Genomic DNA, 15,544 nt, shown 5'->3' on the forward strand with positions numbered 1-15,544 from the left:
TATCTCAATATGAAAACCCTGTCAAGAAATATGTGTAAAAATTTTATATATAAAAAAACTCCTAGTAAAAACTAGAAGTTTAGAGGAACTAACATCAGCTATTTCACAGAAATTTATATTTTAAAGATAAGCTAGAATCATGATGTATAATCTAGGATATTATCTCTTATGCCGTCTAGCAAAGGGATAAACTCAGTAAAATCGAATTCTTTATAATTTTTCAGAACATACTTTGAAAAAATATCCTTTCCATAATGATTAGCACCACCACCTTTGGAGAATGTCTTTCCTTTTAAAATAGGTGATGGATTACAAGACAATAGCAGATCTTCGATATCAGAGGAGTTACCGTTATTCATGTGAGGCATTAAAGGTGTCGCCATGACATACAAACAATCTTTCTTTGTAATCTTATAAAAAGATGTACCTCTAACTTGACCAAGATTATTGCTACTAACATTTAAATCTGTAGCATGATTAAAAAATTTAAAAAGAGGATTACCTGATGGCTCATTATCAAATAAAAATATAGTTGGATTTTTTGGTTCTCTTGAAGTTAAATGGGAAAAAAACTCCATATAATTAGGATATAGTTCCTTATAGATTTTCTTTCCATCATTTTTTGTAGGAAATTTTTGATTAAAAAAATTTGCGGGTATTTGATTAGAAAAATAATTATACCAATACTTGAGACCTTCTCCCCCTTCTGGGATATTAAACAGGTATTCCACAGTATTACTACGATTTAGAAATTCAATTTTAAATATAAAATCATCACCATTTTTTTCAATAAGTTTTGGATAATTATTATATAGTTTTTTTAAGGCTGCTTTAATATATAGAGGATCTGTCTTCCCTTCTGTAACAATCATAGGTCTATCATTTCCAAAAAAATATCTATAAAATAAAAATTTTTTATATTCTTTTTCTTTAGAATTAAATAAGCACATATAAACTTCTTTTTCATTTTCTGAGATACTATAGAACTCTTTAGGTAAATTATAAGTATTATGTTTTTTATTATAGAATAATTCTTTTCGTAAATCTTTATTATAAAAGATATACTTCCAAAAATATTTTGATTCAGATTTTTTTGATGAGTTTCTGCCTAATAAATATTTTTGTGAATCCAGATTATTTTGTATCAGGGACTTTTCATAAAGTAAGTAGTTGTTGTATTGATCTATTTGAAAAATAAAAGCAAAGCGTCCTGTTAGTTGATTGATCGTTCCTGGTTTCTTATCTATTTCAAAAGCTCCATCTTTGTATAATTGAAAGGCCATTGCACGAGTATTTTTTACGTACTCTCTTTTTACATTTATCTTCTTGTTGACAACTAGTCCAGTAACTTCTTGGCGTTGCATGTTATTACTTAACCGTGTTTTTTTAGGATTGATTTCAAAACCAGATGAGATGATTACCTCCTCTAATTCAGTTAAAAAGTTATCTAACTCTTTGCTTGCTCTCAGCTTATTAGAGTTTAGTTCACGATTTGTCGAAAAAGTCATATCATCGGCATATCTAGAATATGTAAAACGATATTTTTTAGCAATTTTGACAATCCGATAATCTAAAATTCTAGTAATTAAATTTGTGATGATGGGAGAAGAAGGGGCTCCTTGTGGTAACTTACCTTGATAACATGCAATTTGTGCAATTACTGTGGCAATTTCTGGTGAAACAGCAAAATCTCTATCTTTTATAAAGAAGCCTCTTACTCTTCCAAAATTAAAAGAATCAAAAAAGTTTTTCAAGTCAATGTTCAGAATGTATTTCTTGTTTCGATGCATCTGAGAGTTGGTAATAATGCTTTTCCCCTTTTCAAATGCATGAGACAGAACAGGTGTTTTAAAGTTCTTGTTCTTAGATTTAGATTCTATGCTTTCAAGGTAACATTTCCATAAAACATTGGACAGTTTTTTCTGAAGGAACTTCAACTCTTTTTTGGGAGCATATATAACTCTCTCTCCACCACTCTTTTTAGGAATAACAATTGGCGGTTTATATAGGTTATCGGTTGTTATGTTGTATAACAAATGGTTAATGTATCTGGCGTTTTTAAAACCAAGAAGTCTTGCAAAGTCATCCTTGGTTTTTAATTGATTTAATTTAGTCATTATCTTATCCTTAATAAAAAAGCGCATGAAAACTCTTATGCGAACGACAGTATAGAAACCTTCCTTCAGCAGAGATAAAACATACTGCAACTTTTTCCAGAAGAAACCTAATTGCCTTAGTTTTGGGATTACTGGAGTGAGCTGAACACTCTAGTAACATTTTTGTTAATACTTGCGAACACACAAGTCAAAAATCTGATCATGCGCAACTTTATTCTATCACAAAATAACCTGTTAATCTAGAATTAAAAAATCTTAGACTATAAATTTTTATCAAAACCACAAAAAAACCAGACAGAGTCTAGCTTTGCATTGTTTATGGTTGTGATAGATTTTAGAAAATTAGAGAATCTTATCAGCCCGATCCACCATAAAGAGCGAGACGGTCATGATGATATCAACAGCTAGAAGAGCAAGGACAGCTGGGATCCAAGATTGGAAAAGGTCAAAACTATAACCAAATAAGGTAGGACCAAAGGCCGCCAAGATGTACCCACCTGTTTGCGCTAGTCCTGATAGCTGAGCCGTCTTTTCAGGAGAACTGGTTTTAAGAGAAAAGCAAACCATGAGATAGGGGAAGAGGGCACTGCAGGCCGTTCCAATCAAGAGGTGGACGACTAACCAGTAGAGGAAATTATTGGTTGGATACAAGAGCATGGCAATTCCTGTCATCCCAGCGATAGAGATAATTGCCAGCATGATTCGACGGTGGCCATCAGACAGACGAGTCGTCAGACTTGGAACAGTCATTGAAAAAGGAATGCTGATCAGTGAGAAGATAGAAGCTAGAAGAGCCGCATCCTTATTAGAAAGACCAGCACTAATGGCCATAGTTGGCAACCAGGTCATGCTCGTATAAAAGAGCAAGGACTGAAGGCCGCCAAAGATAATGATGGCCCAAACAGATTTGCTTTTTAGAATATTTTCTTTAGATTTCTTTTCTTGCTGCCCTTCTAGATAGTGGTTGTGGCGATGATTTGGCAACCAGACTAGGAGAGTGATTAGACAGAGAAAGCTGAGTACAAGGATGAGACCTTTCCAAGAACTAGCTTGGGTGATAGGGACGGATAGATAAGAAGCAATAGCTGTGGCAATCCCCATAGAAGTGACATAGAGTGTCGTTAGGAGACTGATTTTTTGAGGCTGATTTGCCTGGATCATACTAGGGAGAAGAACATTAAAAATAGCAATGCTCGCTCCGACAATCAAGGTCCCTAGATAGAGAAGGGGGCGGTTAAAGATACGAATGACAGAGCCAATAGTTAAGAGAAGGAGACAGTATGTGAAGAGGTGTTCCAACCCGGTTTTATGCGCCAAGCGACTTGCAAAAGCAGAGAAAAGAGCGAACATCAAGAGAGGGAGACTGGTTAAAATACCGAGAGAGTTGACCTCAACTCCTAGCCCTTGAGCGATATCTCCTAAAATGGTTGGAAGAGCAGTAAAAGGAGAGCGCAAAACAGTTCCGATTAAGACAATTCCTAGAACAAAAAAGAGTGATTGTTTTTTCATGAAAACCTCGACAAGATGATTTTAATAACAGCTTATTTTAAGGTTTTTTCTATATAATGTCAAGGAGAGGACTAGAAAGTCCAGCCCATCTTGCTTGAAAATATACAGACTCTTTTACTAAGTTTTTCATAGAATTAAAATAAAAATAGGAAACTAGGAAATTTTGTGATAAAATAGTGGAAGGAAATCTATAAATTGGAGAAAAACTGTGTCTGAAAAGCAAAAAATCAGCGTCTTGATGTCGGTCTATGTAAAGGAAAATCCGACATTTTTGAGAGATGCCATCAAAAGTGTTCAAAACCAGACCTTGAAACCAAGTGAGATTGTTCTCGTAGAGGATGGGCCTCTTACACCAGAACTCTATCAGGTGCTAGATGAAGTGGAAGCTCAGTCAGAGATTCCAGTTAAGCGTTGCCCCTTAGAAGAAAATCAAGGTTTAGGTTTGGCTCTTCGATACGGTGTGTTACAGTGTCAGTATGATATCATCGCTCGTATGGATACGGATGATTTAGCCGTTCCGGATCGTTTTGAGAAACAGCTTCAACTAATGGAGAAAGAAGACCTCGATCTCTTAGGTGGGCATATTGCAGAATTTATTGACAACCCTGACGAGATTGTTTCTTACCGTCGTGTTCCAACTCAGCACGCAGATATTGTGGCTTACCAAAGGATGAGAAGCGCTTTTAACCATATGACGGTCATGTTCAAGAAAGATATGGTTCTCAAGGCAGGTAACTACGAAGACGGGCTTTATATGGAAGATGACCTTCTCTGGCTCAATATGATTGCTGCAGGAGCTAAGACTGGAAATCTGGATCAGATCTTGTGTAAGGTTCGTGTCGGTGCAGGGATGTTTGAACGTCGTGGTGGCTTGCGTTACCTCAAACTCTATCGTCAAGCTCGTCAACGCATGCTTGAAAGAGGCCAAATTTCCTACATAGAATATGCGAAAAGCATTGCCATTCAAGCAATCGTGGCACTTTGTCCAGGTTTTGTACGTCAGTTTATTTTTGTGAAATTATTAAGAAAAAATAAATAGGCTTGTAAAAGATAAAACATCCAAAAGATGTTATAATGACAATATATTTATTTGATTCTTTTAAGAAAGAGTAGATTCCAATGAATAAAAAACTAACAGATTACGTGATTGATCTGGTTGAAATTTTAAATAAACAGCAAAAACAGGTGTTTTGGGGTGTATTTGACATTGTTAGTATGGTGGTTTCCATCATCGTATCTTATATCTTGTTTTATGGCCTAATAAATCCCGCGCCTGTGGACTATGTTATCTATACTGGTTTGGCCTTCCTCTTCTATCAAATCATGATTGGATTTTGGGGGCTAAATGCCAGTATTAGTCGTTACAGCAAAATTACGGATTTCTTAAAAATCTTTTTTGGCGTAACCGTCAGCAGCATTGTCTCTTACGGACTTTGCTACGCCTTTCTTCCTCTATTTTCTATCCGGTTCATCATACTCTTTATTTTATTGAGTACCTTCCTGATCTTGCTCCCTCGTATCACTTGGCAGTTGATTTATTCTAAGCGCAAGCAGGGTAGTGGGGATGGCGAACACCGTCGTACCTTCTTGATTGGTGCTGGCGACGGTGGTGCTCTCTTTATGAATAGCTACCAACACCCAACTAGTGACCTCGAGTTAGTGGGGATTTTGGACAACGATGAAAAGAAAAAGGGGCAAAAACTAGGTGGAATCCCAGTTTTGGGCTCTTATGATAATCTACCTGAATTGGCTAAACGTCACCAAATCGAGCGTGTCATCGTAGCCATCCCTTCGCTTGACCCATCAGAGTATGAACGCATCTTGCAGATGTGTAATAAACTCGGCATCAAATGTTACAAGATGCCCAAGGTTGAGACAGTTGTTCAGGGACTGCACCAACCAGGCAGTGGTTTCCAGAAAATTGACATCACAGACCTTTTGGGGCGTCAGGAAATCCGTCTTGACGAATCCCGTCTGGGTGCAGAGCTTACAGGCAAGACTATCTTGGTGACAGGAGCTGGTGGTTCGATTGGTTCGGAGATTTGTCGTCAGGTTAGCCGCTTCAATCCAGAGCGTATCGTCTTGCTTGGACATGGTGAAAACTCAATCTATCTCGTTTATCATGAATTGATCCGTACATTCCAAGGGATTGATTATGTTCCTGTTATTGCAGATATTCAGGACTATGATCGCCTCTTGCAGGTGTTTGAACAGTATAAACCAGCCATCGTTTACCATGCTGCGGCCCACAAGCATGTTCCGATGATGGAGCGCAATCCCAAAGAAGCCTTCAAGAACAATATCCTCGGAACTTACAATGTTGCCAAGGCTGTGGATGCAGCCAAGGTACCTAAGATGGTCATGATTTCGACAGACAAGGCGGTCAATCCACCGAATGTTATGGGTGCGACCAAGCGCGTGGCAGAGTTGATTGTCACTGGCTTTAACCAACGTAGCAAATCAACCTACTGTGCAGTCCGTTTTGGGAATGTTCTCGGTAGCCGTGGTAGCGTGATTCCTGTCTTTGAACGTCAGATTGCTGAAGGCGGTCCGGTAACGGTGACAGACTTCCGTATGACACGTTACTTCATGACCATTCCTGAGGCTAGTCGTCTGGTAATCCATGCTGGCGCTTATGCCAAGGACGGAGAAGTCTTTATCCTTGACATGGGCAAACCAGTCAAGATCTATGATTTGGCTAAGAAAATGGTCCTTCTAAGTGGACATACAGAAAGTGAAATTCCAATCGTTGAAGTCGGTATTCGCCCAGGCGAAAAACTCTACGAAGAACTCTTGGTTTCGACCGAATTGGTTGATAACCAAGTCATGGACAAGATTTTCGTTGGTAAGGTAAATGTCATGCCTCTAGAAGCCATCAATCAAAAGATTGAAGAATTTCGTTCACTCAGTGGAGATGAACTCAAAGAAGCGATCATTTCCTTTGCAAATGAAACAACTCATATTGAGTAAGAGTGACTCATGCAATTAATCATAAATCAAAGACCAAGGTTTTGTATAGACAGAACCTTGGTCTTTTTACTCTGTAGTTTCAAATTGTAGTATTATTTATAGTTGCTTAATGATATCGTCAATGGTATGGGCGATCCAGTCAGGTTGATAGCTGAGTAAATCAGCCTCTTCTCCAAATCCCCAAGTGACAGCGAACTTTTTAATTCCAGTTTCTTGGGCTCCTATCATATCAAACTTGGTGTCGCCGATAATGAGAACTTTGTCTGCAGGGAGTTGATGCGTCTGCAAGGCATAGCGGATGACATCTGCCTTGTGTGGCGTTTCAGGACTAGAACCGTAAATGCCATCAAAGAAATGATGAATTCCCAGATTTTTGGTCATATCATGGGCAGTAGGAGTATTTTTTGTTGTAGTGATATAGAGAGGATAGGTTTGCGAGAGCTTTTGGAGTAATTCCGTTATTTTGGGGAAAAGTTGTGCTTCGTGGATCCCTTTTTTCTTGTAGTAAGAACGATAGGTTTGAACAGCTTCTGAGATTTGTTCTTTTGGAAGGCAGGCCGCAAAACTGCTTTCAAGCGGTGGCCCCATGAAACCACGAATGGTTTTAGCATCAGGAGTCGGAACTCCCAGTTGTTCAAAGGTATGAGTAAAGGAATTATGGATCCCGATGGAACTGTCAACGAGAGTTCCGTCTAGATCGAAAAAGATAGCTGAGATTGATGACATAGTTTCTCCTATTAGATAAGGTTATTCTCCGAAGATTTCTTTTTGTAGGCGGCGACCAGTAGGAGTGGCAGCGAGTCCACCCTCAGCCGTTTCACGAAAGGCAGTTGGAAGGCTGGATCCGACTTGGTACATGGCATCGATGACTTCGTCGACAGGGATCTTAGATTCGATACCTGCCAAGGCCATATCAGCCGCGATAAAGGCAAAGCTGGCTCCCATGGCATTTCGTTTGACACAGGGAACTTCAACCAAACCAGCAACAGGGTCACAGATGAGGCCCAGCATATTTTTAATGACAAAGGCGATGGCTTGGCTAGCCTGATAGGGTGTCCCACCTGCAGCCAAGGTCAAGGCTGCGGCACTCATGGCAGAGGCAGATCCGACTTCGGCCTGACAGCCACCTTCAGCACCTGAGATAGAAGCGTTGTTTGCGATAACCAATCCAAAGGCACCCGCAGCAAAGAGGAAATCGAGCTGTTCTTCGTGGCTAAGGTCTAGTTTTTGGATAGCAGCAGTGAGAACGGCTGGCAAACAACCAGCACTTCCTGCGGTTGGAGTGGCGCAGACCAAACCCATTTTAGCGTTGTGTTCGTTGACCGCGATGGCATTTCGGGCTGCTGATAGGATGGTAAAGTCAGACAAGGCCTTGCCACTTTTGAGATGGCGGTCTAGTTTGGCCGCGTCTCCGCCTGTCAAACCACTACGGGATTTGTTTTCGCTGAGACCGAGCTCGACAGAGGCTTTCATGACTTCTAGATTGCGTTCCATGAGGAGGAGAACTTCATCTCGGCATCGGCCGGTCAGTTCATATTCTGTCGCAATCATGAGCTCTGCAACATTTCCTTGGAAATCTAGATCCGCCTGCTCGACCAATTCTTTGATAGAATAAAACATGTTTCCTCCTATTTAAAGAAATTGACATTATGAAGATAAGGAATTTTTCGGATTTCTTCAATTGCCTCTTCGCAACTTCGGCTATCGACTTCGATAATCATAATGGCTTTTTCTCCAGCTTTTTCCCGAGTCACATTCATCTGGGCTATGTTAATATCAAAACGAGAGAGGGCTTCTGTGACATGGGCAATCATCCCCGGAATATCCTGATGCACGATGATGATGGTCGGGGTATTCATATTGAGAGAGACGGCAAAGCCATTGAGTTCCGTGACCTGGATATTTCCCCCACCAATGGAAATCCCTGTCACACTAATGGACTTATGGTCATTCTTCACAGTGATTTTAGTGGTGTTAGGGTGAGGAGCATTGCTGTCTTTCTGAATGGTCCAGACAATCTTGATACCACGCTTATGGGCAATCTCGAGACTATTTGGAATGTCGGGATCGTCCGTATCCATACCTAAAATACCAGCAACGAGAGCAAGATCCGTTCCATGACCACGGTAGGTCTTGGCAAATGAATTAAATAATTGGAATTCTACCTCCGTTGGCGTATCGTCAAAGATGGAAGACACGATTTTTCCGATTCGAACGGCACCAGCTGTATGGCTACTTGATGGGCCAATCATAACAGGGCCGATAATATCAAAGACAGATTGAAAACGAAGTGAGTGCATCTGTTTCCCCTTACAAAGATTCTTGTTTCTATTATATCAAAGAATGAAGTTCTGTGCTTATTTCCCTTATAAAACTGAAAAAATGGATAAAAATAGTATAAAATCTTGTCTTTTATGACAAAAATATCAATGTTTCAGTAAATATAAAATATTTTTGTAATATTTCTACATATAACCGTTAAACAACGGTAACATTTAAAAGGTATCATAGATATATTCAATGGAAGGAGAATTTTTAGATATGTCATTAACAACTAAAAAAATCAAATCAACTCTTGCAGGGGCAGCAGCCTTGCTTACTTTCCTTGCACCATCACTTACTTTTGCAAACGAAACAGTCACTTATACAGTGAAACCAGGTGACACTCTTTCAGAAATCGCTGAGAAGTACAACACTACTGTTGAGAAATTGGCGGAAAAAAACAAGATAGAGGATATCCATCTGATCTTTGTGGACCAAGTTTTGGTCATCGAAGGAACAGCTCCATCGACAGCAACTGCAACAGATGCAGCTTCTGCGACAACCTATGAAGCACCAGCTGCTACAGAGGAAACAAGTGAAGCTACAACTTATGAAGAAGTTGCTGAAACAACAACTTACGAAGCGCCAGCTGCTACAACCAGCACTTCTTATGAGGAAGAAAGTTACACAGCTTCAACTGTAAGCGGTTCTGAAGCAGAAGCCAAAGAATGGATCGCTCAAAAAGAATCAGGCGGTAGCTACACAGCGACAAACGGACGTTACATCGGACGTTACCAATTGACAGATTCATACTTGAACGGTGACTACTCAGCTGAAAACCAAGAACGTGTAGCAGATGCTTACGTTGCAGGACGTTACGGTTCATGGACTGCTGCTAAAAACTTCTGGCTTAACAACGGTTGGTATTAAGAATACAAGAGTCCTTTAGGACTCTTTTTTTGTTCTTCTAGAACAAAAAAGTATAACTATCTTTTCAGGAATGTTTTTTTGTATAAATTCAATGAAAGGCTTCGAATTGTTTTGGAACTCAAATAGTATAAATAAGCTCATAATGTGTAAAAAAACATCATATAACAGGCTTTTTCTTTGTAAATATGAAATAAAATGCAGTTTTCCCTTGACAAACAATGCCAAGAAGTGTATTATTTATACAATTCAAGAGTATAAACATAAGAGGAGGTTTTCTATGAATAAAGTAAAGAAGGTGTTGATAGCGATGTTTGGTTTGCTTATGTTCCCCTTATTATTTGCTTGTAGTAATAATCAGTCCCAAGGTGTTGAAGCCATTAAAGCTAAAGGAAAATTGGTAGTAGCCCTAAATCCAGAGTTTGCTCCATTTGAATACCAGAAATTGGTTGATGGGAAAAATCAGATTGTAGGTTCAGATGTTGAGCTAGCCAAAGCCATCGCAAAGGAGCTAGGTGTGGAAGTGGAATTCTCTCCAATGAGTTTTGATAATGTACTGGCTAGTCTTGATTCGGGCAAGGCAGATCTTGCCATATCAGGTGTTTCTAAGACGGAGGAGAGAAGTCAAGTTTACGATTTTTCAATTCCCTACTACACTTCGAAAAATAAGGTTATCGTAAGAAAATCTGAATTAACAAATTACCAATCAGTGAAGGATTTGGCTCAGAAAAAGGTTGGAGCGCAGAAAGGTTCTATCCAGGAAACTTTGGTCAAAGAAACCTTGCAGAATTCTTCTCTCGTTTCACTTCCTAAAAATGGAAATTTGATAACAGATTTGAAATCAGGGCAACTGGATGTTCTTATCTTTGAGGAACCGGTGGCGAAAGGATTTGTAGAGAATAATCCAGACCTAGCCATCGCTGAGTTTGATGTTGACAATGACAAAGAAGATTCCTACGCTGTTGCGATGAAAAAAGACAGTAAAGAATTAAAAGATGCGGTTGATAAAACCATCCAGAAGTTGAAGGATTCTGGGGAATTGGACAAATTGATTGACGATGCTTTTAAAGCCTCTATCGAAAAATAGAAAGAAGGAAGAGAAATGAGTAAGGAAAAAGTTATTTTAGCCTATTCAGGTGGATTGGATACATCAGTTGCTATTACATGGTTAAAAAAAGACTATGATGTGATCGCTGTTTGTATGGATGTGGGTGAAGGAAAAGATTTGGAGTTCATCCGTGATAAAGCTCTCAAGGTTGGGGCTGTAGAGTCTTATGTCATTGATGTTAAGGAAGAATTTGCTAATGACTATGTTTTAGTGGCCCTTCAGGCTCATGCCTACTATGAACAAAAGTATCCCTTGGTATCCGCTCTGAGTCGCCCTCTTATTTCAAAAAAACTAGTTGAAATAGCTCATCAGACGGGGGCAACCACAATTGCTCATGGTTGTACAGGTAAGGGAAACGACCAAGTTCGGTTTGAAGTCTCTATTGCAGCTTTGGATCCTAATTTAAAGGTGGTTGCGCCTGTTCGTGAGTGGAAATGGTCTCGTGAAGAAGAAATCCAATATGCCAAAGAAAACGGCGTTCCAGTTCCTGCTGACCTTGACAATCCTTACTCTATTGATCAAAATCTTTGGGGACGTGCAAATGAATGTGGTATCTTGGAAAATCCTTGGAACCAAGCGCCAGAAGAAGCGTTTGGAATCACATCTTCACCAGAAGAGGCACCAGACAGTCCAGAATTTATTGACATTGAGTTTAGTTGCGGGGAGCCCATCTCCCTCAATGGTGAGAAGATGAAAGTGGCTGAATTGATCCAAAAGCTAAATGAAATTGCAGGCAAGCATGGTGTTGGTCGTATTGACCATGTGGAAAATCGCCTAGTCGGTATTAAGTCAAGAGAGATTTATGAGTGCCCAGGTGCTGTGACTTTATTGGCAGCTCATAAGGAGATTGAAGACTTGACTCTTGTGAGAGAAGTGGCTCATTTCAAACCTATTATCGAAAATGAGTTGTCCAATCTCATCTATAATGCCTTGTGGTTTAGCCCAGCAACTCAGGCTTTGATTGCCTATATCAAGGAGACACAGAAAGTTGTCAATGGAACTGCAAAAGTTAAACTATATAAGGGGAATGCTCAGGTAGTGGCTCGGAAATCTCCAAATTCTCTTTACGATGAAAATTTGGCGACTTATACTAGTGCGGATACCTTTGACCAAGATGCGGCTGTTGGATTTATCAAGCTTTGGGGGCTTCCGACTAAGGTTTATTCAGAAGTTCAGAAAAATGTTGAGTAGTGACGAGATAGAAAGGGACGACAGGATATGCCGAAAAATACAAAATTATGGGGTGGTCGATTTGAAGGCACTGTGGAAGAGTGGGTAGAACAGTTCGGTGCGAGTATTTCCTTTGACCACCAGCTGGCAAAATTTGATTTGATGGGTTCCCTAGCTCATGTTCAAATGCTAGGACAGACTGGCATTTTGAGTTTGGAAGAGGCAGAGCAGATCCAAGATGGTCTGCAAGCTTTGTTGCGAGATTTAGAGGCAGGAGAGCTTCATTTTGATATTGCAAATGAAGATATTCATATGAATATGGAAGTGTTTCTGACAGAGAAAATCGGTCCTCTGGCTGGAAAACTACACACAGCTCGTTCTCGGAATGATCAAGTCGCAACGGATATGCACTTATATCTAAAGGAGCAACTTTGCCATGTCTTGGATAAGTTGGCGAATCTGAACAGTGTTTTGCTGGATTTAGCCGAAAAACATGTGGAAACCATCATGCCAGGCTATACCCATTTACAACACGCCCAACCGATTAGTTTTGCCCACCATCTCATGGCTTATTACAATATGTTTCAGAGGGATAGCCAACGCTTTGCATTTAACCTGAAACATACGGATCTATCTCCACTGGGTGCGGCTGCCTTGGCGGGGACAACTTTTCCAATCGATCGTCAATTATCGAGCGATTTATTAGGCTTCCAACAACCCTATACCAATTCCTTGGATGCAGTTAGTGACCGTGATTTTATCTTGGAATTCCTTTCAAACGCCAGCATTTTAATGATGCATATGAGTCGTTTTTGCGAAGAAATCATTAATTGGTGTAGCTTTGAGTATCAGTACGTTAGCTTGTCTGATAGCTTTTCAACGGGCTCGTCTATCATGCCCCAGAAGAAAAATCCTGATATGGCCGAATTGATTCGAGGGAAGACAGGACGGGTTTACGGGCACTTGCTTGGGCTATTAACCGTCATGAAATCTTTGCCTCTGGCCTACAATAAGGATTTGCAAGAGGACAAGGAAGGCATGTTTGATACAGTAGAAACGATTTTGAATTCTCTGGATGTGTTGGCAGGTATGCTATCAAGCATGCAGGTTAATAAGGCCAAAATGCAGCAATCTACAGAGAATGATTTTTCGAATGCGACCGAACTGGCAGATTATTTGGCTGAAAAAGGCCTCCCCTTTAGAGAAGCACATGAAATTGTAGGAAAATTGGTTCTAGACTCTATCAAGCATGGTAAAAACATCCAAGATTGGGATTTGAAGGAGTTGCAAGTCTACAATCCCTTGATTGAAGAGGATATTTATATCTACTTGCGTCCGGAAACCGCTGTTCAGAGACGGAATTCCTTAGGAGGAACCGGCTTTGAGCAAGTGAAATACCAGATAGAACAAGCGAAGAAAGAACTTGAAGGGGAAAATTGATTCGTTTGGAAAGAAGAAAGAGAGGTTGAGATGATTTATCAGCCTCTTTCTTGTCTTATCTAACCAAGCGTGTTATAATGAATACTGCTCAAGCGACCTTCAATCGTGAAGCACACACGACCTTCAATCGTGAACTAGTCATTTCGTTTATCTTTTATTACGTCGTTAACTCGTCTTGCCTAACTCAAGTTATGCCTGCGACTCGTTGCCTAGTACTAAAAGCAAACGAAATGACTATACTCAAATAAATTCTATTGAAAGTCATAATAAATAGAATTTTGAGGGGTATAAATAAACGAATAGATGGGAGACTTACCATGAGTGATAACTCTAAAACACGTGTTGTTGTGGGGATGAGTGGTGGTGTTGATTCGTCGGTGACGGCTCTCTTGCTCAAGGAGCAGGGCTACGATGTGATCGGTATCTTCATGAAGAACTGGGATGACACAGATGAAAACGGCGTCTGTACGGCGACCGAAGATTACAAGGATGTGGCTGCGGTGGCAGATCAGATCGGCATTCCTTACTACTCTGTCAATTTTGAAAAAGAGTATTGGGATCGCGTTTTTGAGTATTTCCTAGCGGAATACCGTGCAGGGCGCACGCCAAATCCAGATGTTATGTGCAACAAGGAAATCAAGTTCAAGGCCTTTCTGGACTATGCCATGACCTTGGGGGCAGACTATGTGGCGACTGGGCACTATGCCCGTGTAGCGCATGATGAGGATGGCATCGTTCACATGCTTCGTGGCGTGGACAATGGCAAGGACCAGACCTATTTCCTCAGCCAACTGTCACAAGAACAACTCCAAAAGACTATGTTTCCCTTGGGAGATTTGGAAAAGCCTGAAGTTCGCAGACTAGCCGAAGAAGCAGGCCTTGCCACTGCTAAAAAGAAAGATTCGACAGGGATTTGCTTTATCGGAGAAAAGAACTTTAAAAACTTTCTCAGCAACTACCTGCCAGCCCAGCCTGGTCGCATGATGACTGTGGATGGTCGCGATATGGGCGAGCATGCAGGTCTGATGTACTATACAATCGGTCAGCGTGGCGGACTTGGTATCGGTGGGCAACACGGCGGTGACAACGCCCCTTGGTTTGTTGTCGGAAAAGACCTCAGCAAGAATATCCTCTATGTCGGACAAGGTTTCTACCATGATTCGCTCATGTCAACCAGCCTAGAGGCTAGCCAAGTCCACTTTACTCGTGAGATGCCAGAGGAATTCACGCTAGAATGTACGGCTAAATTCCGCTACCGTCAGCCTGATTCTAAGGTGACCGTCCATGTCAAAGGAGACAAGGCAGAGGTCATCTTTGCGGAGCCACAACGGGCTATCACACCAGGACAGGCAGTTGTCTTTTACGACGGTGAAGAGTGTCTCGGTGGCGGTTTGATTGACAATGCTTACCGCGATGGACAAGTTTGTCAGTACATTTAGATTGACAAATTTTCTCAATCTGCTACAATAATAAAAGCAATAGAAATGATGGTCAAAGCTCATGGATGTTGCAGGCTTTTTTGTCCTGCACTTCTTTGGAGTTTTGACTGTTTTTGTGTCGTTTAAGGGAAGGGATAAAAATGATTCAGCAAGATTTTCGGACAAAAGTAGAAAACACAGTTTTTGGAGTTCGGGCGACAGCCTTGATTGTCCAAAATCGCAAGTTTCTAGTCACTAAAGATAAGGGCAAGTATTACACTATTGGCGGTGCGATTCAAGTTAACGAAAGAACGGAAGAAGCCGTAGTCCGCGAAGTGAAGGAAGAACTGGGTGTCAAAGCTCAAGCTGGGCAGCTAGCTTTTGTGGTTGAAAATCGTTTTGAACAAGACGGTGTTTATTATCACAACATCGAGTTTCATTATCTGGTGGATTTGCTTGAGGATGCACCGTTGACCATGCAGGAAGATGAGAAAATGCAGCCCTGTGAGTGGATTGACTTGGATGAGTTAGAAGATTTCCAGCTAGTCCCAGCCTTTTTAAAAACAGCCCTACCAGATTGGGACGGCCAACTAAGACACATTCATCTTGAGGAATAGGAGAGA

The 15,544-nt window shown here is 40.6% G+C and carries 13 protein-coding genes; 8 read left to right on the forward strand and 5 right to left on the reverse strand.

The features are described from left to right. Positions 1–137: 137 nt before the first annotated feature. Both HMPREF9184_RS07635 and HMPREF9184_RS07640 read right to left on the reverse strand, forming a co-directional pair. Complete coding sequence (locus tag HMPREF9184_RS07635; RefSeq protein ID WP_033586044.1) at positions 138–2,117, reverse strand: retron Ec67 family RNA-directed DNA polymerase/endonuclease; 1,980 nt, start codon at positions 2,115–2,117, stop codon at positions 138–140. Positions 2,118–2,459: 342 nt separating this feature from the next. Next, positions 2,460–3,626 carry a CynX/NimT family MFS transporter gene (locus HMPREF9184_RS07640; RefSeq protein WP_000744860.1) on the reverse strand — a complete coding sequence of 389 codons (1,167 nt, stop codon included), beginning with the start codon at positions 3,624–3,626 and terminating at the stop codon, positions 2,460–2,462. Between the two features lie 208 nt (positions 3,627–3,834). Between HMPREF9184_RS07640 and HMPREF9184_RS07645 the strand changes: the two genes are divergently transcribed. Then, the gene (locus HMPREF9184_RS07645; protein WP_001291466.1) at positions 3,835–4,665 is read left to right on the forward strand and encodes a glycosyltransferase; all 831 of its coding nucleotides are present in this window, start codon (positions 3,835–3,837) and stop codon (positions 4,663–4,665) included. Between the two features lie 80 nt (positions 4,666–4,745). Further along, the gene (locus HMPREF9184_RS07650; protein ID WP_001035734.1) at positions 4,746–6,596 is read left to right on the forward strand and encodes a nucleoside-diphosphate sugar epimerase/dehydratase; all 1,851 of its coding nucleotides are present in this window, start codon (positions 4,746–4,748) and stop codon (positions 6,594–6,596) included. A gap of 96 nt (positions 6,597–6,692) precedes the next feature. On the opposite strand, the gene HMPREF9184_RS07655 is transcribed toward HMPREF9184_RS07650, so the two are convergent. From HMPREF9184_RS07655 to sdaAB, 3 genes are read right to left on the reverse strand one after another with little or no spacing between them, the layout of a single operon-like run. Continuing rightward, positions 6,693–7,322, reverse strand: a complete 630-nt coding sequence (locus HMPREF9184_RS07655; RefSeq protein WP_000095108.1) for an HAD hydrolase-like protein — start codon at positions 7,320–7,322, stop codon at positions 6,693–6,695. A 21-nt stretch (positions 7,323–7,343) separates the two neighbouring features. Then, positions 7,344–8,216, reverse strand: coding sequence for an L-serine ammonia-lyase, iron-sulfur-dependent, subunit alpha (gene sdaAA, locus HMPREF9184_RS07660; RefSeq protein ID WP_000500025.1), 873 nt, complete (start codon positions 8,214–8,216; stop codon positions 7,344–7,346). A gap of 8 nt (positions 8,217–8,224) precedes the next feature. After that, positions 8,225–8,896, reverse strand: coding sequence for an L-serine ammonia-lyase, iron-sulfur-dependent subunit beta (gene sdaAB, locus HMPREF9184_RS07665; protein WP_000555866.1), 672 nt, complete (start codon positions 8,894–8,896; stop codon positions 8,225–8,227). A gap of 241 nt (positions 8,897–9,137) precedes the next feature. On the opposite strand from sdaAB, the gene HMPREF9184_RS07670 reads away from it, so the two are divergent. The 6 genes from HMPREF9184_RS07670 to HMPREF9184_RS07695 all read left to right on the forward strand — a co-directional run bounded on the left by HMPREF9184_RS07670 (position 9,138) and on the right by HMPREF9184_RS07695 (position 15,538). Then, positions 9,138–9,788: a LysM peptidoglycan-binding domain-containing protein gene (locus tag HMPREF9184_RS07670; protein WP_000060308.1), complete on the forward strand. Its 651-nt coding sequence runs from the start codon at positions 9,138–9,140 to the stop codon at positions 9,786–9,788. A 277-nt stretch (positions 9,789–10,065) separates the two neighbouring features. Beyond that, positions 10,066–10,872 (forward strand): ABC transporter substrate-binding protein, encoded by an 807-nt coding sequence (locus HMPREF9184_RS07675; protein WP_001045241.1) that lies wholly within the window; start codon positions 10,066–10,068, stop codon positions 10,870–10,872. 15 nt (positions 10,873–10,887) lie between these two features. Then, a complete protein-coding gene (locus HMPREF9184_RS07680; protein WP_000031914.1) occupies positions 10,888–12,084 on the forward strand; it encodes an argininosuccinate synthase in 1,197 nt (398 codons plus the stop codon). A 27-nt stretch (positions 12,085–12,111) separates the two neighbouring features. Beyond that, positions 12,112–13,503: an argininosuccinate lyase gene (gene argH / locus HMPREF9184_RS07685; RefSeq protein WP_001125694.1), complete on the forward strand. Its 1,392-nt coding sequence runs from the start codon at positions 12,112–12,114 to the stop codon at positions 13,501–13,503. Positions 13,504–13,820: 317 nt separating this feature from the next. Then, positions 13,821–14,942: a tRNA 2-thiouridine(34) synthase MnmA gene (mnmA, locus tag HMPREF9184_RS07690; RefSeq protein ID WP_001282935.1), complete on the forward strand. Its 1,122-nt coding sequence runs from the start codon at positions 13,821–13,823 to the stop codon at positions 14,940–14,942. 140 nt (positions 14,943–15,082) lie between these two features. Then, on the forward strand, positions 15,083–15,538 hold the full coding sequence (locus tag HMPREF9184_RS07695; protein ID WP_000615909.1) for an NUDIX hydrolase: 456 nt from the start codon (positions 15,083–15,085) through the stop codon (positions 15,536–15,538). Positions 15,539–15,544: the final 6 nt, after the last annotated feature.

The organism is Streptococcus sp. oral taxon 058 str. F0407, assembly GCF_000235485.1.
Lineage (GTDB): Bacteria > Bacillota > Bacilli > Lactobacillales > Streptococcaceae > Streptococcus.